General features: G+C 67.8%; 22 protein-coding genes, 1 tRNA gene and 2 pseudogenes. 17 read left to right on the top strand and 8 right to left on the bottom strand.

Annotation, left to right across the window (positions count from 1 at the left end):
* Positions 1–32 precede the first annotated feature (32 nt).
* The 5 genes from PVK74_RS22590 (at position 33) to PVK74_RS22570 (ending at position 4,699) form a co-directional block, all read left to right on the top strand.
* On the top strand, positions 33–596 hold the full coding sequence (locus PVK74_RS22590; RefSeq protein WP_104112729.1) for a helix-turn-helix domain-containing protein: 564 nt from the start codon (positions 33–35) through the stop codon (positions 594–596).
* Between the two features lie 93 nt (positions 597–689).
* Complete coding sequence (locus tag PVK74_RS22585) at positions 690–1,409, top strand: PP2C family protein-serine/threonine phosphatase (protein WP_013283512.1); 720 nt, start codon at positions 690–692, stop codon at positions 1,407–1,409.
* Positions 1,410–1,461: 52 nt separating this feature from the next.
* Positions 1,462–2,661 carry a GNAT family N-acetyltransferase gene (locus PVK74_RS22580; RefSeq protein ID WP_043327453.1) on the top strand — a complete coding sequence of 400 codons (1,200 nt, stop codon included), beginning with the start codon at positions 1,462–1,464 and terminating at the stop codon, positions 2,659–2,661.
* 39 nt (positions 2,662–2,700) lie between these two features.
* Positions 2,701–3,450 (top strand): ZIP family metal transporter, encoded by a 750-nt coding sequence (locus PVK74_RS22575; protein ID WP_274477159.1) that lies wholly within the window; start codon positions 2,701–2,703, stop codon positions 3,448–3,450.
* Positions 3,451–3,547: 97 nt separating this feature from the next.
* Positions 3,548–4,699 carry a hypothetical protein gene (locus tag PVK74_RS22570; protein ID WP_069089148.1) on the top strand — a complete coding sequence of 384 codons (1,152 nt, stop codon included), beginning with the start codon at positions 3,548–3,550 and terminating at the stop codon, positions 4,697–4,699.
* Between the two features lie 471 nt (positions 4,700–5,170).
* Here the strand turns inward: PVK74_RS22570 and PVK74_RS22565 are convergent, their stop codons facing one another.
* A complete protein-coding gene (locus PVK74_RS22565; protein ID WP_274477158.1) occupies positions 5,171–6,253 on the bottom strand; it encodes an NAD-dependent epimerase/dehydratase family protein in 1,083 nt (360 codons plus the stop codon).
* Positions 6,254–6,290: 37 nt separating this feature from the next.
* The gene (locus PVK74_RS22560; protein ID WP_274477157.1) at positions 6,291–6,590 is read right to left on the bottom strand and encodes a hypothetical protein; all 300 of its coding nucleotides are present in this window, start codon (positions 6,588–6,590) and stop codon (positions 6,291–6,293) included.
* A 131-nt stretch (positions 6,591–6,721) separates the two neighbouring features.
* On the opposite strand from PVK74_RS22560, the gene PVK74_RS22555 reads away from it, so the two are divergent.
* Positions 6,722–6,793, top strand: a tRNA-Lys gene (locus PVK74_RS22555).
* A gap of 84 nt (positions 6,794–6,877) precedes the next feature.
* On the opposite strand, the gene PVK74_RS22550 is transcribed toward PVK74_RS22555, so the two are convergent.
* From PVK74_RS22550 to PVK74_RS22540, 3 genes and pseudogenes are all read right to left on the bottom strand, one after another.
* Positions 6,878–8,098, bottom strand: coding sequence for a tyrosine-type recombinase/integrase (locus tag PVK74_RS22550; RefSeq protein ID WP_274477156.1), 1,221 nt, complete (start codon positions 8,096–8,098; stop codon positions 6,878–6,880).
* Positions 8,098–8,295 carry an excisionase family DNA-binding protein gene (locus tag PVK74_RS22545; RefSeq protein WP_274477155.1) on the bottom strand — a complete coding sequence of 66 codons (198 nt, stop codon included), beginning with the start codon at positions 8,293–8,295 and terminating at the stop codon, positions 8,098–8,100. The genes PVK74_RS22550 and PVK74_RS22545 overlap by 1 nt, the downstream gene beginning before the upstream one ends.
* A pseudogene (locus PVK74_RS22540) lies at positions 8,292–9,852 on the bottom strand (replication initiator). Before PVK74_RS22540 ends, PVK74_RS22545 begins: the two are co-directional and overlap by 4 nt.
* Before the next feature lie 1,326 nt (positions 9,853–11,178).
* Here PVK74_RS22540 and PVK74_RS22535 point away from each other — a divergent pair.
* The 5 genes from PVK74_RS22535 (at position 11,179) to PVK74_RS22515 (ending at position 17,310) form a co-directional block, all read left to right on the top strand.
* Positions 11,179–12,426 carry a dsDNA nuclease domain-containing protein gene (locus PVK74_RS22535; RefSeq protein WP_274477154.1) on the top strand — a complete coding sequence of 416 codons (1,248 nt, stop codon included), beginning with the start codon at positions 11,179–11,181 and terminating at the stop codon, positions 12,424–12,426.
* A gap of 206 nt (positions 12,427–12,632) precedes the next feature.
* Entirely contained in the window at positions 12,633–13,031 is a 399-nt protein-coding gene (locus PVK74_RS22530) for a hypothetical protein (RefSeq protein WP_274477153.1), read from the top strand.
* Positions 13,028–14,998, top strand: a complete 1,971-nt coding sequence (locus PVK74_RS22525) for a hypothetical protein (protein ID WP_274477152.1) — start codon at positions 13,028–13,030, stop codon at positions 14,996–14,998. The genes PVK74_RS22530 and PVK74_RS22525 overlap by 4 nt, the downstream gene beginning before the upstream one ends.
* Before the next feature lie 838 nt (positions 14,999–15,836).
* Complete coding sequence (locus PVK74_RS22520; protein WP_274477151.1) at positions 15,837–16,211, top strand: hypothetical protein; 375 nt, start codon at positions 15,837–15,839, stop codon at positions 16,209–16,211.
* A 604-nt stretch (positions 16,212–16,815) separates the two neighbouring features.
* Entirely contained in the window at positions 16,816–17,310 is a 495-nt protein-coding gene (locus PVK74_RS22515; RefSeq protein ID WP_151010518.1) for a toll/interleukin-1 receptor domain-containing protein, read from the top strand.
* A 217-nt stretch (positions 17,311–17,527) separates the two neighbouring features.
* Here PVK74_RS22515 and PVK74_RS22510 read toward each other — a convergent pair.
* The 3 genes and pseudogenes from PVK74_RS22510 to PVK74_RS22500 all read right to left on the bottom strand — a co-directional run.
* A pseudogene (locus PVK74_RS22510) lies at positions 17,528–17,650 on the bottom strand (transposase); the annotation flags it as partial.
* 4 nt (positions 17,651–17,654) lie between these two features.
* On the bottom strand, positions 17,655–18,389 hold the full coding sequence (locus PVK74_RS22505; RefSeq protein ID WP_274477150.1) for a hypothetical protein: 735 nt from the start codon (positions 18,387–18,389) through the stop codon (positions 17,655–17,657).
* 636 nt (positions 18,390–19,025) lie between these two features.
* On the bottom strand, positions 19,026–19,427 hold the full coding sequence (locus PVK74_RS22500; protein ID WP_274477149.1) for a GntR family transcriptional regulator: 402 nt from the start codon (positions 19,425–19,427) through the stop codon (positions 19,026–19,028).
* Positions 19,428–19,799: 372 nt separating this feature from the next.
* On the opposite strand from PVK74_RS22500, the gene PVK74_RS22495 reads away from it, so the two are divergent.
* The 6 genes from PVK74_RS22495 (at position 19,800) to PVK74_RS22470 (ending at position 22,501) form a co-directional block, all read left to right on the top strand.
* On the top strand, positions 19,800–20,018 hold the full coding sequence (locus PVK74_RS22495) for a flavin reductase (protein WP_069088171.1): 219 nt from the start codon (positions 19,800–19,802) through the stop codon (positions 20,016–20,018).
* Positions 20,015–20,188, top strand: a complete 174-nt coding sequence (locus tag PVK74_RS22490; protein WP_167435514.1) for a hypothetical protein — start codon at positions 20,015–20,017, stop codon at positions 20,186–20,188. The genes PVK74_RS22495 and PVK74_RS22490 overlap by 4 nt, the downstream gene beginning before the upstream one ends.
* Before the next feature lie 283 nt (positions 20,189–20,471).
* Positions 20,472–20,747 carry a type II toxin-antitoxin system Phd/YefM family antitoxin gene (locus PVK74_RS22485; RefSeq protein ID WP_274477148.1) on the top strand — a complete coding sequence of 92 codons (276 nt, stop codon included), beginning with the start codon at positions 20,472–20,474 and terminating at the stop codon, positions 20,745–20,747.
* Entirely contained in the window at positions 20,744–21,001 is a 258-nt protein-coding gene (locus PVK74_RS22480) for a Txe/YoeB family addiction module toxin (protein WP_184681101.1), read from the top strand. Before PVK74_RS22485 ends, PVK74_RS22480 begins: the two co-directional genes overlap by 4 nt.
* A 164-nt stretch (positions 21,002–21,165) precedes the next feature.
* Complete coding sequence (locus PVK74_RS22475; RefSeq protein WP_274477147.1) at positions 21,166–21,498, top strand: hypothetical protein; 333 nt, start codon at positions 21,166–21,168, stop codon at positions 21,496–21,498.
* Between the two features lie 265 nt (positions 21,499–21,763).
* A complete protein-coding gene (locus tag PVK74_RS22470) occupies positions 21,764–22,501 on the top strand; it encodes a class I SAM-dependent methyltransferase (protein WP_051611289.1) in 738 nt (245 codons plus the stop codon).
* The last annotated feature ends 8 nt before the right edge of the window (positions 22,502–22,509 follow it).

The raw sequence follows: 22,509 nt of genomic DNA, 5'->3' as shown, positions 1-22,509 counted from the left end.
ACGGAACGGCACGGTGTAGCACGATAGCCCTCATGACAGCCGCCGCACCACCCGATGACCGGGGCGCCCGGGAGGTCGGCCGGCGCATCCGCTCGCTCCGCACCGAACGGGGCATCTCCCTGTCCGAGCTGGCCCGCCTCGCGGGCGTCGGCAAGGCCACGCTCTCCGGCCTGGAGAACGGCGTACGCAACCCCCGGCTGGAGACCCTGTACGCGATCACCGCGCAGCTCGGCGTGCCGCTGACCGCCGTACTCTCCGCGCCCGAGCAGGCACCGACGGTACGCGGGGCGGCTGTCGGCGCCACCCTGCTGGAGGTCTTCAGTGACCGGGAGGCGACCTACGAGCTGTACCGGATGTGCGTCACCCCGGGTCCGGCTCAGCTCTCCCCCGCCCACTCCAGCGGCGTGACCGAGCACGTCACAGTCTTCTCCGGCGTACTGCGCGCCGGCCCGGTCGACGCCCCGCTCACCGCCGGTCCGGGCGGCTACCTGCGGTGGGTCTCCGACGTGCCGCACACGTACGCGGCGGTGGGTGAGGAGGAGGTCCACGCGAGCCTGCTGCTGCGTTATCCTCGACCGTCCACACCGGACAGTTGACGCATACCCAGGATGCAAGCGGATGACATTTCTTTCAGCAGACCCGCCACCGCGTAGAGACGCGGAGCCGTTCTTCTTGGCAAGCTTGTCCTCATGACGCTCATCCTCCGCTCGGCCATCCTCAACGACGTCGGCCTCGTCCGGACCAACAACGAGGACTCCGCCCTCGCCGGTGACCGCCTCGTGGCGGTGGCCGACGGCATGGGCGGGCTCCCCGCCGGCGAGGTGGCCAGCGAGATCGTCATCCGGATCCTGGACGAGCTGACCCCGCCCACCGGCGCCGACGAGGCGGCCGACGCGCTGCGCGCCGTGGTCAGCACCGCCAACCAGCGCATCCGCGCGGCCATCACCGTCGACCCGGCCCGCGACGGCATGGGTACGACGCTGACCGCCGCCCTGCTCGCCGGGGACACCCTGGTGCTCGCCCAGGTCGGCGACTCCCGCTGCTACCTGCTGCGCGACCACGAGCTGACCCAGCTCACCCGCGACGACACGTTCGTGCAGGCGCTCGTCGACCAGGGCGCGCTCTCCCGCGACCAGGCCCGCCACCACCCGCAGCGTTCGCTGGTCACCCGCGCGGTGCAGGGCTCCGACGCGCCACCCGCCGTCGGGGCGCTCACCGTGTTCCCCGGCGACCGGCTGCTGCTGTGCAGCGACGGCCTCTCCGACTACGTGGAGGACGCCGCCATCGCGGCGGCGCTCGCCACCTACGGCGACCGCCAGCAGTGCGGCGAGCAACTGGTGAAGCTGGCCCACCAGGCCGGCGCGCCGGACAACGTGACAGTGGTCATCTCGGACGTCACCGAGGCGTGAGTCGGCGTCCTTTCCGGTTGCGGAGCGCGCCCGCTGCGGTTGGGATGAACGGATGCACATCCGCCGGCTGGCCGCCGATGAACGACTGACCACCAGCTTCCCGCTCCAGGCGTACGCGTTCGAGGCCTCGCCGATGGGCGCCTCCCGGACCGACCAGTTCCGCGCCTACCTGCCGTACAACGCCGGGAACACGACACTGGTGGCCGAGGAGGACGGCGTCACCGCGGCGGCGGTCTCGGCGATCCCGATGCGGCAGAACCTGCGCGGCGCGGTGCTGCCGATGGCCGGTGTCGCGGGCGTGGCCACCCATCCGCTGGCCCGCCGGCGCGGACACGTCCGCACGCTCATGCACCAGCTCCTCGACGGCATGCGGGACGAGGGGCAGCAGCTCAGCGCGCTGCACCCGTTCCGCGCCTCGTTCTACGAGCGCTTCGGCTACATCGGGCTGCCCCGGCGGCGTACCGCTGTCTTCTCCCCCGCGGACCTGGCGCCGCTGCTGCGCGCCGAACTGCCGGACGAGCTGGTCTGGGAGCGGATCGGCACCGGCTATGCGCGGTGGCGCGCGTACACCGAACGGTGCCTGCGGGAACGGCACGGCTTCGCGGTCTTCCCGGACTTCCGGGCGGTCGGGCTGCGCGACCGCGACGACCGCTGGCTGGTCAGCGTGGTGCGCGGCGGCGAGACGGTCGGCGCTGTCACCTACCGGATCGACGACCACGCCGGCACGCTGCACGCCGACGACCTGCTCGTCGACGACCCGTACGCCCGGGCGTCGGTGCTCCAGTTCTTCGCCCGGCACGTCGACCAGGTGGCCCGGATCAGCGTCCAGATTCCCCCGGACGAACTGCCGGAGCTGTGGCTCACCGACCTCGACGTGCAGGTGGAGGCGAGGGTGGCCCGGCCCGACCCGACCGCGCCGATGGCCCGGCTGCTCAGCCTGGACGCGCTCGCCGACCAGCCGGTCGGGGTGGGCCGGGTGCTGATCGAGGTGGTCGGCGACCGCTGGCTCGCCGGCCGGCACCTGCTCGACGGCACCACCGGCAAGCTGGCGGTGCTGCCCGCGCAGACCACCGCCGAGGGCGGCGTGCCGGCCGCGCGGCTCACCGCCGCCGGGCTGTCCGCCCTGGCGTACGGGGTGCTCGACCCGGCCGAGGTGGTGGTACGCGGCCTGGGCGACGTGCCGGTGGACGCGGCCGGTGAGCTGCGCCGCCTCTTCCCCCGCGAGCTGCCGCACCTGTTCGCCGACTTCTGACCCGGTTGGCGGCACGCGGCCGGGGGTAGGGTCCAGCGCGTGCCGGAATGGCTGGAAGCGGGATTCTGGGGCCTGCTCGCCGGGTCGGCCCTGCTGATCGGGGCGGCCGTCGGGTACTTCGCGCGCGTACCGCGCCGGACGACCGCCTCGGTGATGGCGTTCGGGGCGGGCGTGCTGCTCTCCGCCGTCTCGTTCGAGCTGATCGACGAGGCGCACGAGCAGGGTGGCCTGCGGCCGGTGGTGATCGGTGCGGCGATCGGCGCGCTCGCGTACACCGGGGCGAACGTCCTGCTGGCCCGGCACGGCGCGCGGCACCGCAAGCGCTCCGGCGACGAGCAGCCGTCCGAGCGGGAACAGCCCGGCTCGGGTACGGCCATCGCTGTCGGCGCGCTGCTCGACGGCGTACCCGAATCGGTGGTGATCGGCGCGAGCCTGCTGGCCGGCGGCCCGGTCAGCCTGGTAACCGTCATCGCGGTGTTCCTCAGCAACGTGCCGGAAGGGCTGTCCAGCGCGGCCGGCATGCGCCAGGCCGGGCGCACCCGGCGCTACGTGTTCGGGCTGTGGACGGCCATCGCGTTGATCTCCGGCGCGGCGGCGCTGGCCGGGTACACGCTGCTCGGCGGCGCGCCGCCGGAGGTGCTGGCGACGATCACCGCGCTCGCGGCGGGCGCGATCCTCGCGATGATCACCGACACGATGGTGCCGGAGGCGTTCGCGGACGCGCACCTGCTGGTCGGGCTGATCACCGTGCTCGGCTTCCTGGTCGCGTTCGCGCTGTCGCACGCCTGACCGTCGCGCGGCCGCTCGCTGCGGCTTAGCGGCGGGTTAAGGATCGGCTGTGGAGTCGTGCCGGCGCGGCCGGTCCTCCTAGCATCGGGCGGTGCGCGTGAAGTCGGCTGTCACTCTGCTCGTCCTCGCCCTGGCGACAGCGACGCTGCCCGCCTGCGGCGACGATCCGGCCCCCGCACCCGCCGCCGACCCCGGCTCGCCGGCCGGTCCGGCAGCCGCCCCGTCGCCCTCGCTCTCCCCGAGCGGGCGTTCCGGACTCGGCAGCGCCCGGCCGAGCCCCACCCCCGCCACAGTGGCGTTCCGCGCCGGCAACCCCGCCGGCCGGGCGAGCGTGCCGGCCGAGGCGCGTCCGGTGGACACCTCGCGCCCGACCCGTACCGTCGGCAGCGGCACCCCGGCGAGCTGCACCTCCGAGGCGGTGGTGAAGGCCGTCGCGGCCGGCGGCGTCATCACCTTCGACTGCGGGCCCGCGCCGGTCACCATCACCATGAAGGCCACCGCCAAGGTGGTGAACTCGCACGGCCCGCGCATCGTGCTGGACGGCGGCGGCACTGTCACGCTCAGCGGCGGCGGCAAGCGCCGCATCCTCTACATGAACACGTGCGACCAGGCGCAGGGCTTCACCACCTCGCACTGCCAGAACCAGGACCACCCGCAGCTCACCGTGCAGAACCTGACGTTCGCCGACGGCGACTCCACCGGTGAGCGGACCGAGGGCGGCGGGGGCGGCGCGATCTTCGTCCGGGGCGGGCGGTTCAAGGTGGTCAACTCGCGGTTCGTCGGCAACCGCTGCGACCGTACCGGCCCCGACCTGGGCGGCGCGGCGCTGCGCGTGCTCAGCCAGTTCGAGAACAAACCGGTGTACGTGGTGAGCAGCACCTTCACCGGCGGAGTGTGCGCCAACGGCGGGGCGCTGAGCAGCATCGGCGTCTCCTGGACGGTGCTGAACAGCGTCTTCCGCGACAACCGGGCGGTCGGCACCGGCGCGAACCCGGCCCGGGGCGGTACTCCGGGCGGCGGCAGCGGCGGCGCGATCTACTGCGACGGCAACGAGTTCGCGGTGCGGATCGCCGGCACGGTGATCGAGGACAACAGCGCGAACGAGGGCGGCGGCGCGATCTTCTTCGTCAGCAACAACCGCACCGGCTCGCTGCAGATCGACAGTTCAACGCTGCGCCGCAACCCGAGCAGAGGCTTCGAGACAAAGGGCCACCCCGGCATCTTCTTCCTGGGTGCCCAAATCTCCTGACCCCCTCCCTGCCCTGCCCTGCCTCGTCCCGTCCCGTCCCGTCCCGCCTCGCCCCGCCCCGCCTCGCCCCGCCCCGCCCCGCCTCGCCCCGTCGATCATGAAGTTGGCGGCCTCGCCATCGGCGTGTCGCGCCGTCAACCTCATGATCGCCGCCTGAACAGCCGGCGCATGGACGCTGCCCTCACCCCGCCCCGTCGATCATGAAGTTGACGGTCCCGATATCGGCGTGTCGACCCGCCAACTTCATGATCACCGGCCAGTCCTCCGCCCTACGGCCCCCGCCCCACCCGCCCCACCCTCGCACCCGCCCTTTCAACTCGGTGATCAAGGAGTTTGTGTTCCAGTTGATCTCTGCGCGTGACACAAACTCCTTGATCAACAGGGCGGGGTGGGGCGGGGTGGCGGGGTGGGGCGAGGGCGGGGCCGACGCCGGAGCGGATGGGACAGCGGCGGGCAGCGGCGAAGGGCGGGTCAGTAGGGGTTGGGGTGGCCGGGGAGGTGGCCTCGGGTCAGGGCTGCGGGGCGGCCGGGGAGGGTCGGGTCCGGGGACAGCGGCGGGGAATCCGTGCCGGCTCTCGTGGCCATGCCGTTGAACAGGTCCTTCAGGGCGGTCACCGAGTCGATCGCCGGGGCCCAGCCGAGTTCGGTCTCGGCACGGTGGCTGGACATCAGCGGCACGTTCAGCGCCAGGTCGACCCAGCCGGTGTCGACCGGTTGCAGCCGCGCCCGCCAGGTCAGCGCCGCCGCCGCGCGCAGCACCGGCGTCGCCACCGGCACCGTCCAGCCGTGGAAGTGCCGGGCCACCAGCTCCGGCGTCAGCACCGGGTCGGCCGCCACGTTGAAGGCGCCGCTCGCATCCCCCAGAACCGCCCGGGCGTACGCGTCGGCGACGTCGTCGGCGTGCACCGCCTGCATCCGCAGCCGCTTGTTCGACGGCACCAGCGGAATGCGGCCGAACCGGAGGAGGCGCACCGGCGCCAGCGGGCCGAGGAAGTAGCGGCTGATCTCCGTACCGGCCTCCCGCTGGAAGATAAGCCCCGGACGCAGCCGTACCAGCCGCAGCTTCGGGTGCTCCCGCTGCACGCCGTCGAGCAGCGCCTCCACCTCCGCCTTGTCCCGGCTGTACGACGACGTCTCCACCCCGGTCGCCGGCCAGTTCTCGCTGACCGGATGGTTCTTCGGGCCGGGCGCGTAGGTGCCGACCGATGAGGCGTACACCAGGGCCGGAACGCCGACCCGGACGGCGGCCTCGATCACCGCGCGGCTGCCGCCGACGTTGGTCCGGTAGAGCGTGCGGCGGTCGTGGCTGGGCTGGATCTGCCAGGCCAGATGCACCACCGCCCGCGCCCCGGCGAAGATCCGCACGAGCTGGTCGGCCGCGCCGGGCGCGCCGATGTCGCAGGAATGCCACTCCACGTCGGCGTACGGCTCACCGGCGTCCGGTCCGGGCAGCCGGCGCGCGACGCCCACCAGTTCCGCTCCCGTCTCCCGCCGCAGCCGGCGCAGCACGGCCGTCCCCACGTTGCCGGTTGCTCCCACGATCACGATGCGCATGTCCGGTGCGGTACCCGCTGAACCGGGCAGCAACCGCTCACGGACGGGGGTTCATGCGCACCCAGCCCTTCTCCCGATCGCGGCGACCCGACGTGGCGGCCAGGCAGCGCGGACAGACCCAGCCTTCCGGGTCGGCCTCGGTGAATACGTCGGTGCCGGAGTAGTCGAACGGCACGTGCGGGAAGCGGCGCAGGCGGGTACGGCTCAGCGGCAGCCCGCACAGCGTCTGGTTCTGGCCCGGCAGCCAGGCGTGCACCTCGCCGCCGGGCCGGCGTACGCCGTCGGCGCCCGGGACCTCGCGGGAGGCCGCGACGGCGGCGGTGCTGGTGACTCGCATGGTTGCCCCGGTTCCCCGGGCGGGGAGGTTCACGCCTCGCGCCTGGCGCGTCGCCTGGTTCGGGTCTGAAGATCGACAGGCGGCGGAAGCCGCGAGCTTAGGGCGGGTGGGTTCCGGTAACCTGAGCGGGCGGGCCGCTAGCTCAATGGCAGAGCTGTGGACTTTTAATCCATAGGTTCAGGGTTCGAGTCCCTGGCGGCCCACTCCGTTCCAGCTCAGCGGCCCTTTGCAGGGCCGCTGTCTTTGTCAGCACGCCTCGTACAGCAGGGAAGTACAGCAGTAGCGCCTCACCGGTCTAGTGCGCTGCCAAGCCGCTTGAGGGCGTCGCGGGTGGCCGCCGAGGACACCACCGTGTAGATCTCCATCGTGATGGCGAACTGCGCGTGCCGGAGGATCTGCATCGCCACCCGAGGGTGCACGTCCAGGTCCGCAAGGAGCGAGGCGCAGGTCCGCCGGGCATCCCTGACGGTGATCCGCCGGACTCCGGCCGCGTCACAGCGCCGGTCCCAGAAGCGGTTGAAGTTGCGCGGCTCGACTGGCCGCCCGTAGCGGGTGGTGAAGATCAGGTCTGAGGGCTGCCAGGCCGGACCGGCGGCGTCCCGGGCGGCAGTCTGCGCGGTGCGGCGGCGGTTGAGCGCCACAGTGCAGATGTCCGGCAGCGGCAGGGTGGCGTCCGAGGCAGCCGTCTTCGTCTCCCGGTGCAGCAGCTCGGCACCGACCCGCTGGAGCTGCCGATCGATGGTCAACTCCCCCGTGTCGAGGTCGACGTCAGCCCAGGTGAGCCCCAACATCTCGCCCTTGCGCAGACCGAGCACCAGGACCAGGACGTACGCGGCGTAGAGCGGGTCATCGTCGGCACGGGCCGACTCCAGGAACCGCCGTGCCTCGTCGCTCGTCCACGCCTTCCGCTTACGCCTCCGTACCGGCGGCAGCTTCACCAGGGATGCGACATTGCGGGAGATCAGCCCTTCGGTGATCGCCTGGGACAGCAGCGTCCGGAGCACGGTCCGCAGGTGCGTGACGCTGGTTGCCGAGGGCAGATCCTGGCAGCAGCGGCCGAGGGCGCAGCAGCGACGCTGGGCCGGATTGCGCCGCTCGTCCTTGCCCTGGGCGCAGCACTGGCAGGTCCGCCCGACTTCGTTGATCCAGGTCTGCACGTCGCTGACCCGTAGCTTGTCGAGGCGCTTCCGGCCCAGCCCCGGCACGAGGTAGAGCCGGGCCACCACTTCGTAGGTGACGTAGCTGCCCGGGGCGAGGTTCGGCTTGACGATCTCGCGTAGCCAGTAGCCGGCGTACTCCCCCACGGTCGGAAAGCGGGTCGCCACCGGGCCGGCCTTGGCCTGCCCGTGGAGCTTGATCCACTTGTCGTGGACCTCCTCGCGGGTCTTTCCGTAGACCCACTTCCGGCCCCGCTTGCCGTCGGGCTTCTCGACCCAGACGTACGCGGCGAAGCCGTTGCGGTAGGGGAAGATCGAGCCTTCGCCGTTGGCCCTTACGCGTCCAGGCATCAGGCAGCCTCCTGCCGCTCGGCCTGTTCACGGATGTACTCGTCAACCCATTCGGGGAGGATGCGGCGGTATTTGCCGTCCTTGATGGAGCGCAGCTCGCCGGTGGCGATCTTCATCTTGACCTTGGAGATCCCGAAGCCCAGCAGCACGGCGACCTCGGCCGGCGAGTACCAGCGGGGGCGGAGGTCGTGGCTCATGCGGCGGCTCCGGTGAGCCAAGCTTCGTGGGCAAGTTCTTCCCGGCCGACACGGCTGCTCTCCCGTCGCTGCCTCGCGGCGGTGTTGGCGAGCAGGGCGTCTCCGTCGGAGAGCCAGCCGGACCCGATGTAGGTGAGAGTGCCGACGGTGATCGTTTCGGTGGCTCCGTCGTCCTCAATGCGGCGGTAGGTGGCGCGGGAGTCGCGGAGCTGGCCGAAGGTGACGGAGTAGCGGCGGGCCTTGGTAAGGAAGTGGCCGCCGAAGCCGAGCATGTGCGCCCAGCGACGCAGCCCGCCGTAGACGTTTGATTGTGCGTCAAGGCCGCCTTGACGGTCGCCGGCCGCTGCGGCGCCACCGGTCCCGCTGGTCTGGGTGGGGCGGCCGAGGTGCCAGCAGGCGTCGATGAGCCGGGCGACGTGGTCGCCTTCCGGGTCGGCGTAGTCATCGATCGTTGCCGGGGTGAGCCGGGTCAACGAGTGCCCGGTGGCTTCCGTGGCCTTGGTGGCGTACTTCGCCAGGTAAGCGGCCACCTTGCCGTCGGTCAACTCGTCGCCAGCGGTGTTGATCCGCCGGACGTCGACCTGCTCACCCCAGGCGACCAACCAGCCCTGCGGCCGGTCCGGATGCGCAGGCGTAGTGACCGTGATCCGCGCAGCGGCGGTATGGACCGCCTCCTCCAGGTCGTCAACGGTGATGCCGGCCGGTGGCGGGACGATCGCGTCCGGGTCGTCGGAATCAACGCCGTCGAGGCGCAGCAAGACGTGGAAAGTGCACGGCTGCCCGGCGCTGCATCTCGGCGACCTTGCTGTGGGACACCCGCACGGGCGGCACCCATCGGACCTTGCCAGAGGCTGTGACGACTCGGACGAAGGGGATCCCGCGCTTGCGGCAGAGGGCGGGGAGGTGACGTTCGATGGCCTGCTTGGTGCGCCGCCACAGCTCGCCGGAGAAGTAGTTCCAGACGACCTGGTGGCCGTGGTCGTAGCAGTCCAGGCACAACGGCTGCCCGAGCCGCGGATCGTTGGCGTCGTGGCGGGCGAAGCACGCCGCGGGCTGCCCGTGTGGGCAGGTTCCGGTGTTGCTGCGGGCGCGGCAGGGGGCGGGGCGGCAGTCGCAGCGCTGCCGGGTGCGGCAGGTGTGGTGCGGGACGTGGCGGTGGTGGACCGGGCCGAAGGACGGGGCGGTGAAGGTGGCGAAGACGACCGGGTGCCGGGCGACCGATTCGGGGATGCCCTTGCCGCCGGTCAGTCCGCGACAGACGACTTGGTACGCGTCGCCCTGGTAGACCCAGGCGCAGTCCGGGCACACCGATTCGCGGCGGTTGCCACACGCCTTGTACAGCGTCCGGTCGGGCAGCTCGTCGGTGTGCTGCTCGCTGAGGACTCGGCCGGTGTTCCGGTCGACGGCGGCGATGGTGCCGGTTAGGCGGATCGGGCGAGCACAGCCGCCGGCGGGGCGGGTGTGCTCCAGCCAGCCGGAGAACTCCGGCGTAGCGGCGCGGTGCAGGGCCTGGGCGTCACGACCGGCGGCGAGGCCGGGGCGGTAGGTGGCGAAGATGGCTGTCTCCTCGTGCGGGGGTGGCAGGGACGGGAGACGAAGCACCACCAGCCGTGGACGCCTGTCCGCTGGTGGTGTTCGTCGTGTCTCCTGGCACCGCCGAGAGGGCGGCTGACGCCGGAGGGCGGAATGGCGGTGGTGCCACTTCCCGCCGATGGGTCATGTCCTTTCACGCTCGTGGACGTAATGGGCTGGCACGGGTGGGGAGCCTGGACTGTCGGCATCCGGCGGGTTGCCGCAGGCTGCCCCCACCCGTGGAGGTAAGCGAATCCGGGCCATCGCGGACGGCAGGGAAGGCCGTGCTGGGCCGATCAGCGGATTCGGAGACCGACATGGGAGCCGGTGTAATCGAGGGCCGGCGGGAACGTGGCCCGCATCAGCGGCAGGAAGGCCGCTCGGCATCTCCGACGTCGAGTCCAGCGATCCGGCGGGAAGGCCGCGCTGGCGTGCTCGATGAGCGCCAGAGTAGCACCGGGTACCGACACGTCAACCCGCCGTGATTCCTGCGGCCAGGGTGGGACGGCCGGCTGCCGGCCGATGCTGCCGGCGATGTGGTGCAAAGTTTCTGTACGTCTTCAAGGCGGCCCTGAACGGGCCGCACGCGCCGCCGCCTGGGCGCGCGTCCGTCGCTCCGCTGTCGCTCTGCTCCGGCCACGCAACACGCCCGGCGGCTGGCGCGGATAGCGGGGAGCCCGGAGGGCCGCCGTAGCACGACAGGCTGTTGACCGAGGAAGGGTTGGGCCGGCAGCCGGCCGGGCCGCGCGGCCACGAGCCCGCGCGGCGTAGGAGGAGGGGACGCCGGCCGCGTCGGCGAACTGGCGGCGGTCGCGGGGTTGTGGTTACTGCGCCTCCGGCGGGGGCGCTCCGGCTCCAGGATGGCCGGCGCTCCGCCGGGGGGTCGCGGCCCGTGAGTGGTTGCGGTAGGCCATCCCGCCCGCCGTCGACCCGGGCAAGCCGAGCAGACCACCGCCCGACCCGCCAGCGTCCGAACTTGCGTCAAGGCCGCCTTGACGTGGCGGACCGGGCGGCTGCCCGCTCCACAGCAGTGCGGGTCGATGGCAGACGGGATGGCAGGTAGCCACCGGTAAGGCGCTGCTGTGAGGGATCGACAGCGTGGCTACCAGAACGGCGAGCCAGGCAACCTCACCTGAACGGCTCGTCGAGGATCGGCCCTGCATTTACCGAGACCAGCCGAACAGGCCGGGCATGACGGGTCGACTGACACCGAACCGTTCCGTTAACATCGTTTCCCCGAGTAGTAGGACCATTACGCCGCGTGATTCGGGTTTGGCCCTCGACGTCGCACCAGGTGGGAGTGTCTTTCGGGTGACCGACGCAACGAAGCAAGAACCGACTCCCAGCCTTGGCAACCTCGCCGCGATCGCTAAGGTCACAAACGACCCCACCGGACTCGAAACCTTCGCTCGCTACGTCTGGCAGGCAAAACAAGTAGTGAGACAGTGGCTGACCTGCTTGCGGGAACAAGACGGACCTGCATTCGCCGTATGTGAGCAGATCGAGGACCTTGCTCTTGTCCACTCCGACAAGGTCCGCCTCATCCAGCTCAAGACCCGCGACAAGGGCTCGTGGAGCGTCGTTGCCATGTGCGAAAGCGGACTCGACGCGCTCGTCCGGTCGTACGTGAACGCGCGCAAAGCCAAGTGCCACGAACTGTACAGCTACGAACTCTGGCTTGAAGGAACGACGGCACCGAAAGCGGACACCGCTAGCTTCGTGCGTGACCCCACCACAGCAAGCAACGATGTCCGGGCTCGCCTCGTCGCACACGGCCTCATCAGAGCCTGGGTGGACGACTTCCTACAGCGCCTAGTCATCGAGCCCGGGCAGCCTACCCAGATGTACATCGACAAGGTCGCGATGTGGGAAATGTCTGCCCTGTGGCCCGCACTGTCTCATCAGGAAGTGCAGCACCTCTACGAACGGCTCCTCAGCGCCGCAAGCGCTGCACAAACTGGCGGTGCCGGTCAGCCGGCATCAATCCAGGCGATCTTGGCCGCAGCGCTTCCGCACGTGAGTCACGACCTCCCGCGTCCAGGAGAGCCCGGCTGGTCAGACATCGAGCCTATACACAACCAGACTCTTAGCCGCAGCATGCTCACATCACTCACCCCGCCCTTACCCGGCGAACGACAACACCGACTCCTCGCACGCATGGCTAATGGATCCGCAACATCGCTGATGGAACTGAAGATGAGAGCTGCGGGTGCCAGCACGACACTCATCGAAGATGTTCAGGAACTGCGAGCCACCATGGAAGTCGAGCGTCAACTCCTACTTGCCAGTCGCGACAACGCAGAGTCCGAACTAGAGGACCTGGCCCGTCGCGTGCTGCGGATGGCCCAAGCCACCTCTACTCGCATCAAGCTCTCTGCCGTTGGTAACCCCGTCGCTGCCGGCCGCCCCGCCGAAGCTATCGCCGCTGACTTGCGTGCCCGCCCCCACGATCTCGCCCAATGCGACCGGAAGCCCTTGCTCCACCAGGACGAAGAGCTCATCTTCGGCTACCTCGGCCACCTGTCCGACCTCTGCCGCTTCGACTGGGGTCTCTCGTGATTCCCAGCACGAGGCCAGCGGCCGGCACCCCGCCCAGGCGCGGAGGACCGCCGGCTCTCCACGCAGACCAATCACCGCGAGCCCGGTTCCGGCCCTCACGAGAAGCCGAGGCGCGAATCCTCCTGCTCATCGACGCCTTCAGCCGCAAAGCCCGAGGCCAATCCCGATACCTCGAAGGCCGTGTGAAGCTAGCCAAGCTTGACTTCTTGCTCCGCTACCCGCGCCACCTACGCCGCGTTCTGATTTCCCAGGGCGTCAGCGCTGACAAGATCGAGCAACTCGATCCCAACGAGGCGCCCCTCGACGCCCGCATGATGCGTTACCGCTACGGCCCATGGGACCCCTCCTACTACGCCGTCCTCGGATCCCTCATTGGCCGCGGCCTCGTCGTAGTAGCCCCCCTCGGCAACGGCTTCGGCTACCGCACCACCAACACCGGCGCCGACCTCGCAGCCAACCTACGCGCCGACGGCAGCTTCGACGACATCAATCAGCGCCTAGCACTCCTACGCCGCCACCTCGACAAGTCCGGAAGCACTCTCAAGAGTTACCTGTACGAACTGCCCGAAATTGCCGACGCCGCATGGCACGAGGATCTGACGTGAGCCGACCTACCACGACCCCGCCAGAACCGGTTCATCCACACCGCCTCGAACTACTGCACGTAAGTCTTGTAGGTGGTGGTCGTGAAGTCACCTTCAACGCAGGCCTCAATCACATCGTCGGCGACATCACCACAGGCAAGACCACCTTCATTCGCCTGATCCGAGCGCTGCTCGGCACCATGCCCAAGGACCTACCACCCGAAGTCGACTACGTCGACGCCATCCGTGGGCACGTCATGCTCGGCGATCGCGCATGGAAGATTTACCGACCCCGAACCACTACCAGTGACGCGCTCGTCGAGATCAGCGAAGACGAGAACGAGCCAGGCCGTGAAGCCTTATCGGTACGGCTTCCCGTTGCCCGCTCGACTCACACCTACAGCACTTTTCTGCTCGACCGACTCAACATTCCAGCAATCAGCGTTCCTCAGGCCCGAACCGACCCCACCGGTGTGCAGAGTCCGGTCACCATGACCGACTGGCTTGGATACTGCATCATTACTGGCGACGAGCTCGACACTGAGGTCTTTGGACACAAGCGCCACTACCGCGACGTCAAACGCCGCTGGGTCTTCGAGATCGCCTACGGCTACTACGAACCCGAACTCGCCCGCCTCAACGCCCAGCTGCGCCACGTGCAACGACAGCTCGACTCCCTCGAACACGACGCTGAGGTCCGTGCCCACTTCCTCAAGGACACCCCCTTCGCGGACCTCGCCACCCTTGACTTGCAACTGGCGGCCAGCACGGCCGAGCTGGACCATGTCATCGAACAACGCCGAGCTCTCGCAAGCGCAGTAGCCGACGTTCCGGGCGTCCAGCACGCGCGAGAAGACCTGCTCGCCGCACGCAGCCGTCGTGCCGACATTGCAGATCGCATGTCTCGGCTGCAGGCGCAGATTAGGGACCTTAACGATCTGGTCAGGCAACTGAGCAGTCAGTCCGCCCGCCTCACTCGCGCTATCGTCGCTGGCGAGTGGCTTGTGGATTTCGACTTCGTGGTCTGTCCGCGTTGCGGTAACGATGTCGAACCAGCAAGGACCGATCCGCACCTGTGCTACCTATGCCTGCAACAGCCGCGGCCTGCGCCATCCGAAGCCGAGCTGCTGAGCGAGCAGGACCGCATCGCGAGCCAGATCACCGAGACCAACGAGGTCCTCGAAGGACGCCAACGTGCTCTCGACAGATTGGCATACGAGGCAACCCGGCTCGACCAGCTCATCGCTGGGCTGGCCGACGACCTCGACCAGCGCACCCAAGCCTTCGTTTCCGACCGCGCCGCACAGATCGAGCATCAAGCCACCCGGCAAGCTCAGCTCGAGGCCGACATCAAGCGTCTCCGTGAATACGCCGACCTCCTTCGACGGCACGAGCAACAAATTGCCAGCCGCGATGAGCTTGAAGCGCAGCAAGAAGATCTCAGGCTTCGTATCAGTGAGCGTGAACTGTCTCGATACGATGCGGAAGAAAATATCAAAGCCCTCGAGAAACGGATGCTCGAGTACCTGCAGCAACTGCGTATCCCAGACCTCGGCCAAGAGCTTACGGTTAAAATCAACCGAAAATCGTACCTGCCCGAGGTCTCCGGCCGCAGCTTCGACGAATTATCCAGTCAAGGCCTCAAGACACTTGTCAACATCGCACACGCGCTCGCTCACCACACCGTGGCGATCGATCGAAATCTCCCATTGCCTGGGCTACTCATTTTGGATGGGATTTCAGCGAATAGCGGACAAGAGGGCTTAAGCTTCGACCGCATTCGTGATGCCTACCGACTCCTCAGTAAGGTTGCAGCTGACGACTCCTATCGAGGTGCACTACAAATCATCGCGGTTGACAATGAGCTCTCTCGCGAAATTATCGTTGAACTCGTTGAACGTGTTGCCCTTGAGCTCACCCAAGAGGATCGTCTCATCCGAACCTCGAATCCGTCAGCAACATCCGAGCCGGACGACGTCGAGCCGTGAGCGAGGGTGCTTGCGGGGCACAGATGGGGCACAAGACATCGTGAAACGTCGGCAATCAGCGGCGAAGGACATGAGCCCAGGCGCGGGCTTGGCCGGGGTGCGGCCGTTCCACCGCAGGTCACGCGACCGCCCGTCTAAGTTCCGCATCAACGTATGACCTGTCTACTCGATCGCTCGTAGCCACCAAGGAAGGTCGGTCCGGCCAGACGGATTGGGCAGTGTCTGGGCTTGCCATGTTTGGTCAGCGCGGCTGATGGTCCGCCGTAGGTCCCGGCGAATATGGCTTGGAAGTTGACCCAGGGCGACCTCTATGACGGTGCGGGGATGCTGCCAGTCCTCGTGCCAGTCGTAACACTCGTCATGCCACGGCACGGTGCCACTGTGGCGGATTCTACGAGGCGGACGAATCCACAGCAGCACCGCTTCGGCGGTCCAGTTGTCCGGCCAGCCGAAGTGTTGATCGACCTTCCGGAGGACACCAATCGCGGGGCCTGGCAACCCTGGCACGTTTAGACGGGTTTTCGGCAACCGGCGATGGTGTCGGCGGAGGCTGCGTCGGACGGTGGCAGGCGACCGGCGGGGCATGGGGCTTCCAAGCCTGGAGGTTGCCACTAATAATGCCTGACGGTCAGCCGGAAGCCTGCCGTAGATGTCGACAGCAACGGTGACAGCAACCGGCGTGGACGCAACCACCCAGTAAGGGACGACGCCGGACGGTTGGCCCGAGGCCAGGGACGCCGACGGACCCTGCCGGACAGGACGCCCAGAACTTACAAGCGAGGGGTTGCCGGCGGCGGTGATGGTCGACGCGGGCCGCACCGTGCGACAGGATGGGCCGGTGAGCGACGCGCACGACGCCGACGAGGCCGTCAACCAGGGGTGGTTCTCGGTGCGGTGCGTATTCCAATACGGCAGCGATGCGCCGTTCGTCTATGAGGAACGCATTACGGTTTGGCGGGCGGTGAGCTTCGACGCGGCCGTCGCCCTAGCCGAGGCTGAAGCTGCGGAGTACGCGAACGAGGTTGACCGGAGGTACCTCGGCTTCGCGCAGGCATACCGCATGTTTGATGAGCTTGGCTACGGTGCCGAGGTCTACTCGCTGATGAGAGACAGCGAGCTTCCTCCGGACGCCTACCTGACAGCATTCTTCGACACCGGCGAGGAGCGGCAGGGAACCTTGAAGGAGCCAGCGGCCGGGTCGATGCCTTGCTAGCAATCGATAGATCCAGGACCCAGGGAACAAGATCCGGAACATGTGCGGAATGATCAAGGGCTGTGCTGGAAGCCCTCGGCCGTGTGTCCTGGTAGCACGACGGGTGCCCCAGCGGGCACTACCCCCTTCCTAAACCGTGTGCGTTGAACACCCACCGAGGACGGCCGGCTGCGACGGACCCGCTCGGGGCAGGGGGCACAAGACGTCGTCCAACGTCGGCAACCAGCGAGCAGCGGCGGCAAGCCACGAGGGTCGCGACCAGCGCGCCGACCAGGTCGCCGCAGGTCACGAATGAGCCCGTCCAGGTTCCGCTTCAACGTGTAGACGTCAAGCGGCGCCGGCGCAGCAACGTAACCGAGTCAGACGGGACCTCTACAATGGCCTTATGGCGCGATGCACAGCACCGTCTAGAGGCCACCGCACCGCGAGTGGGGTGGCGAACTGCCCAGCGTGCGGGGGGAGGGGGCAGTCTCGCTCATCCTACGGGTCATACGCGCCCTACTCGTCTCAGCCGTCCTACGGAGGCAGGAGCGGAGGGTCGAGCTACGGCGGCTCTTCCGGCGGCAGCGGCGGAGGCTCCCGTCGGACTAGGACCGGCAGATCAGTGTCGTATACCCCGACGGAGTGGCGCACCGTCGAGCCTTTCACCCAGAAGGCCAGCGAGCAGGCTCAGGCGCACCCTGAACGCCGCGACCTCTTCCTCTGCCACGCATGGGACGACCGAGAGGGCAGTGCGAAGGAGCTGTACGGCCATCTAAAGTCGAATGGCGCCTCGGTGTGGTTTAGCGAAGTAGACCTGCCGCTCGGTTCGCTCATGATTCGCGAAATCGACAAAGGGCTACGGAACTCTCGCGTCGGGATCGTGCTGGTCACGCCCGCGCTGCTCAAGAGCATTGAGGCCCAGGGCGTGGCCGAGAAGGAACTCGCCGTGCTGCTCTCCACTCGTCGCGTCATCCCCGTCCTGCACGAGGTCAGCTTCAACGATCTCAACGATGTCAGCCCGATGCTGGCCTCGCACGCTGGGCTGAGCACAAAGGAATCGTCGCTGGATAGCGTCGCAGCCAAGGTTGCTGCTGCCGCCGCCGCGCTCGCGGCCTGAGTCCGAGGCGGTTCGCCTGCCTTGACCATCGGTGCCGGCGACCATCAGGTCTGCCGAAGGTGCCCGGCACTGATGCCGGTAGATCGTCCGTGGACAGGATCGGCTCACCGTGGCCACGCCCGCAAAAGCCAAGATCTTCTGCTTTGGGGCGTGTTGCTATCGACAGCAATGGTGACAGCAACTGGCCGGGATGAGAACAGCTTCCGGTGTGATGCGCCAGAGGGCGCTTGGCTTCGCGGTCGCCGCCACAGTGTAGGCGGTGGCGGTCGGTCCGTCCGGAGCTAGCCGGGATGGGAACGCCGCCGCAGAGCCGGGCGAAAGCCGCTTCGGAGTGCTTGCTCTAGTCAGTCGGCCGAGGTTTCGCTCGAACTATAGGGACATAAGCCGTCGCCAAAGATTCGTCCTGTGTAAGTGATGCTATACGTGTGTGCATAAGTTAGCAGGCGGTCGCAGAGGAAGGAGCCGTCCTGGAAGGTGATCCGAATCTGGTTACTCCATGCGACATAATCTTTATCGTCGTCGCTCGGCTTGCCTAAGGTTGGATAATCGTCGTAGGGAAAGGCTGACAATACGTAGTCGTAGAAATCAAGGATAAGGCCTGCGTATTGGACAGCCTTCTCGGCCTCAGCGCCGTTCGGATCTCTCTGCACTGTTGCGAATAGGCGCCTAGACATAGGGTCAGCGCCAGGAGCAACTATTTGCCTGAAGAGCACAGGGTTCTCGAGGGCTGTCCTGTCGAGATCAAGAACCTTGGAGAAAATGTCGTGTCGCGCTCCTTGCTCTAGCTGAAATGCGAGGTTCTCATTTTGCTTACGTATCTCACAGCTCTGTACCGTTACACCCACTAGTGCCGCTATGGTCGCGATCATGCTTCCGATCTCCAGGTATGGCTTGGAGGCAAGGACACCGTGTTTCGCAGCTTGGAATTTGGTGCCAGATGCGGGAGGCCCTGCGATGTCAACGTGGACCTCAACTCGCTCTTGCTGGTCACTCGCTGACGCGCTGGCGTGATCGCTTGCATTGGCGGATGCGTCTGGAGATGAACGGGGCTCCTCAGCAGCCCGGTCGTCAGATGCCATGCGGGCGAGCATAGCGGTATGGGCCGGGGTCCGCGACATTCCGAGTTTGGCCCGCGAAACGTGCCATCGCGTCGCCACGGATGGGAAAATGTGGACAACGGCGTCAATGCGATGCGTCTTGCGCAGGTCCTGCCCGAGGTGCCACCTCTTCTGGCGATTGACGTGCTCGATGGCCATCACCGGCGGCTGAAGGCAACCGCCGGAACGACAGCCATACCAGCGATCGACGGCGGACGGTGGCGAACCGGAGCACTAGGCTGGACAGGACAGCCAGGGCATGTTCGGTGCAGCCTCGGCGTCCAGGTCGTGGAGTGAATAGGGCGCGAGCAGAACGCCGCCAAACAGGCGATGCCCATCCGCCATCGCCGCAGACCCCAACCAGCCAGAGGATGGCGGGTGACCTCCGCACGGAGGCGTCAACGACCGCCACGCCGGCAACCTGACAGGTCAGGGCTACGGAGACGACCAGGCCGAGGCTGGAGGCAGCAATGAGGCAGCAAGCCATTTGATCCCCGATGGGCAAGAGGCAGCAGAGGACGCCTAGCGTCAACAGCTCGACTGCCACTGTTCGGCAACGATCGGCACGAGCCGACGGGGTATCTCCGGTTCCCCCTGCCGGGGGTCGCCGAGGTTGCGTCAGCGGCCGACGCGGATGCGGTCGGCGGCGTACAGCTCGCGGGAGCCGTCAGCGCGGAAGATTACGATCACCGGGATGCCCTCGCCCATTTCTAGCTCCCGCCGCTCCACAGGGGTAGGCATCCGAGCAGAGGCAGTGTCGCCCTTGAGGAGTGTCACCGTTTCACTCGGCTCGACAGCGCGGACGAACGTCCCGCGCGGCGGTTCCACGATTACGAGCCCTTCCGACCGGAGCAGTGCTACCGCTTGTCGGACGCTCGTGCGGCTCAGCCCGTACTCCTGAGCCAACCGCAGCTCGCTGGGAAGTGAAGCCCCGGGCGCGAGGTCGCCAGAGGTGATCCGGTCTCGCAGGAGGTCTGCGAGCTGCCGGAACACGGCGCGATCCGCACTCGGGTCGATCACGAAAGTGACGCTACGTGTCCAACAGCTCTACATCTTATTGTATCTACAGTCCTACGTCGTTACGGTGATGCAAGCTGCGGCATTGCGCTGAGCCGGTCTGCGGGAACACCCGCGACCTTGGTCGAGAGCCGAGGGAGGCCCGATGCCTCGTGTCTCGTACGAGGAGTACCTGATCGCCGTCGCGCTCACTCTGGCCAGGCGGCACCGGCCGGTCTGGTCATGGGAGCGATGGCGGAGGGTCTGCCGTTGCGGAAGCGAGCTGCCCTGTCGTACGACGCATCGGATCCCGATCAATCGAGGCCACTGGCCTTCTGAGGACGACCGGCAAGACGCCCGACCAACGAACCAGGCGGCGGCGAAGGAGATGCGGAGATGACGACTCACCTCCCGGTCACACCGGCTTGGAGCTGCGGCGGCTGCGGTGCCGACTGGCCCTGCCAGACGCGGCGACGCGAGCTGCGAGCCGAGTACGACCGCGCCCCGGTGTCGATGGCTCTCTACCTGGCCGCCCAGCTCGTCGACGCCGCCCAGGACCTGGCCCACGTCCCCGCCGGCCACCTGCACCACCGATTCCTCGGCTGGACCCGATGAGCATCCTTCGGCCCGGGGACGAGAAGTTCCACTACAGCGACGGCTCCCACCGGTGGACCCCGCCAGACCTGGACTACGACCAGGAGGTCTGGGAGGAGCAGGTTCGCCAGCACAAGCAAGGCCACCTCAGGAACGAGCGCCCCAAGGTCCGCATCCAGCGGCTTATCTGATGCCAGCAGTACAGCAGCGAAGTACAGCAACCGTGCCAGCCGAACCAAGCCGAGAAGCGCGCCAACAGGCCCGATGACCTCGCACCGCGCCCGACCCAGCCAGTTCGCCGGCAATCCATAGGTTCAGGGTTCGAGTCCCTGGCGGCCCACTCTTCCGCAGGTCAGCAGCCTTCCCGGACGCCTGTCGAACCGCGATCCCGGTGCCGTACAGCAGGCGACCAGGAGTTGGGCCAACATCGCCCGCCTGAGGTACAGTTTTCTGTACCTGCCCTGGAGGTGGCCCATGCGGACCGTGAACTTCACCCAACTGCGCCAGAACCTAGCCGCCGAACTCGACAGCGTCATCAACGACGCCGAGGAAGTGGTGGTGACCCGCTCGGGCCACGAACCGGTGGTCATCGTCCCGCTTGCCGAGTACGAGGCGATGAAGGAAACCGAATACCTCCTGCGCAACCCGGCCAACGCCGCAGCCCTGCGCCGATCGATCGCCGAGCTTGAGCAGGGTGACGCGGCTGAGCGGGACCTCGTCGACCCGGCCACCGTGCGAGACGTCGCGTGAGGCTGGTCTTCACCGCGACGGCCTGGAATCAGTACCTCAGCCACACCGACCGCAAGTTGGTCAAGCGCATCAACGACCTGATCACGGACGTGATGCGCAACGGATACGAGGGCATCGGCAAGCCGGAGCCCTTGCGGGGAGAGCTGTCCGGCTTCTGGTCCCGCCGGATCGATCGCGAACACCGGCTGGTGTACCGGATCACCAAGGACGACGTCGAGATCATCGCCTGCCGCTACCACTACGGCGACCGCTAGCGGACTTGACCGAACCAGGAGCCCTTGCCGTCATGGGTCGAGCGTCTGACCAAGTCGCTTGAGCAAGCCGCGGGTGACCGCCGACGAGACCACCGAGAAGCAGACCGACAGCACGCTTCGCTATGCGTTGGTGCCTTCGATCCAGTGCCACCATGGAGTGCCCCATGAGCGCCGACCAAAGCCCCATACGGGAGTACACCGGCTTGATCTGGATTGACGACAATCCCGGCATCCGCCTACGCATCCTCGCCAGGTCGCTCGATGAGGCGACCACCAACGTGATCAAGGAGTACGGAGACGGGCACGTCATCTCCATCTGGAGCGAAGAAGACGCATCAAAGGGCCCGGTAGCGCTGCCGCATCGCGCCACACCTGACGACACGTCCGACTCATCAGAAGGCAGAAAGAGCGACAGCAGCGACCGACGGCAGACGCATATTGAACCGACAAGACCATCGGGCACAACTGCGGTCGACAAGCGCTGTCAACGGCTGTGAGGGAACGGGATCGTCTCCTTCACCTGGTAGATCGACGACGGACCTAACGGCGGACAGCCAGGGGAAGGCGTCGATCACCTACACGCCGACGCAGAACTACCAGACGTACACATTGTCGGTGACCGGTCACAAGGCGGACGGCACCGACACCGATGTCACCCGCTACTACATCTACGTGACCAACAGCGGCTGACGACGACGCGGTACGCGGCCGGCCGCTCGGGTGCCCCCACGCTAACGCTCGTTAGGTCTATGGTCAGCGACCATGGTGAATGCGAATCGCAATCTGGGGCTGGGGCACGGCAGCGCATTCGGCGAGCGTGGGGTGGCGAAGAGGCTCGGCACATTGGGCCGGCACACATCGCTGACCGGCCGGCGATTACTGGAGATCGGCTGCGGGGACGGCACGTACACGATGCGGCTGGTCGACGCGTTCGCTCAGATCGAGGCCGTGGACATCCAGCAGGATCGGCTGGAGCTGTTCCGGGAGCGGCTGGCCGGCGATCCGGCGGCGGCCCGGAAGATCAACGTACGGGAGTTGTCCGCCACCGAGCTGGACTACCCGGACGGCAGCTTCGACCTGGTCACCGCCATCGAGGTGGTGGAGCACATCGACGACCTGGATGCCGCCCTGCGGCAGGTCCACCGCGTGCTCGTGCCCGGCGGCCGGTTCGCGCTGACGACGCCCAACCGGTGGTTCCCGTTCGAGACGCACGGCTTCCTGATCCGGGGCCGGCGGTACCGGCCGGCGCGGGGCCCGTTCCTGCCGTGGATCGTGCCGCTGCACCGTCGGCTCGCCGACGCCCGTTCCTTCACCGCCCGTGGCTTGTCCGCGCAGCTGCGGCGGGCCGGGCTGGAGCCGGTAGCGGTGGACTACATCATGCCGCCGTTCGACAGGTCCCGCTTCGGGCGTCGCATCCGGCCGGTGACCGACGCGATCGAACGCTCGCCGTTGAAGTTCTTCGGCATGGCCCTGGCGGTTGTCGCCCGCCGCCCGGCATGACGGTCCCA

Source organism: Micromonospora chalcea (assembly GCF_028768405.1).
In the GTDB taxonomy this organism is placed as follows: domain Bacteria; phylum Actinomycetota; class Actinomycetes; order Mycobacteriales; family Micromonosporaceae; genus Micromonospora; species Micromonospora chalcea.
This window is presented reverse-complemented; position numbering and strand designations above follow the sequence as displayed.

What these genes read in the sequence shown, in the direction of transcription:
- PVK74_RS22590 (WP_104112729.1), top strand. Translation starts at nt 33, where the DNA reads ATGACAGCCGCCGCACCACCCGATGACCGGGGCGCCCGGGAGGTCGGC.
- PVK74_RS22585 (WP_013283512.1), top strand. Translation starts at nt 690, where the DNA reads ATGACGCTCATCCTCCGCTCGGCCATCCTCAACGACGTCGGCCTCGTC.
- PVK74_RS22580 (WP_043327453.1), top strand. Translation starts at nt 1,462, where the DNA reads ATGCACATCCGCCGGCTGGCCGCCGATGAACGACTGACCACCAGCTTC.
- PVK74_RS22565 (WP_274477158.1), bottom strand. Translation starts at nt 6,253, where the DNA reads ATGCGCATCGTGATCGTGGGAGCAACCGGCAACGTGGGGACGGCCGTG.
- PVK74_RS22560 (WP_274477157.1), bottom strand. Translation starts at nt 6,590, where the DNA reads ATGCGAGTCACCAGCACCGCCGCCGTCGCGGCCTCCCGCGAGGTCCCG.
- PVK74_RS22550 (WP_274477156.1), bottom strand. Translation starts at nt 8,098, where the DNA reads ATGCCTGGACGCGTAAGGGCCAACGGCGAAGGCTCGATCTTCCCCTAC.
- PVK74_RS22545 (WP_274477155.1), bottom strand. Translation starts at nt 8,295, where the DNA reads ATGAGCCACGACCTCCGCCCCCGCTGGTACTCGCCGGCCGAGGTCGCC.
- PVK74_RS22505 (WP_274477150.1), bottom strand. Translation starts at nt 18,389, where the DNA reads ATGGCATCTGACGACCGGGCTGCTGAGGAGCCCCGTTCATCTCCAGAC.
- PVK74_RS22495 (WP_069088171.1), top strand. Translation starts at nt 19,800, where the DNA reads ATGACGACTCACCTCCCGGTCACACCGGCTTGGAGCTGCGGCGGCTGC.
- PVK74_RS22490 (WP_167435514.1), top strand. Translation starts at nt 20,015, where the DNA reads ATGAGCATCCTTCGGCCCGGGGACGAGAAGTTCCACTACAGCGACGGC.
- PVK74_RS22485 (WP_274477148.1), top strand. Translation starts at nt 20,472, where the DNA reads ATGCGGACCGTGAACTTCACCCAACTGCGCCAGAACCTAGCCGCCGAA.
- PVK74_RS22475 (WP_274477147.1), top strand. Translation starts at nt 21,166, where the DNA reads ATGAGCGCCGACCAAAGCCCCATACGGGAGTACACCGGCTTGATCTGG.
- PVK74_RS22470 (WP_051611289.1), top strand. Translation starts at nt 21,764, where the DNA reads ATGGTGAATGCGAATCGCAATCTGGGGCTGGGGCACGGCAGCGCATTC.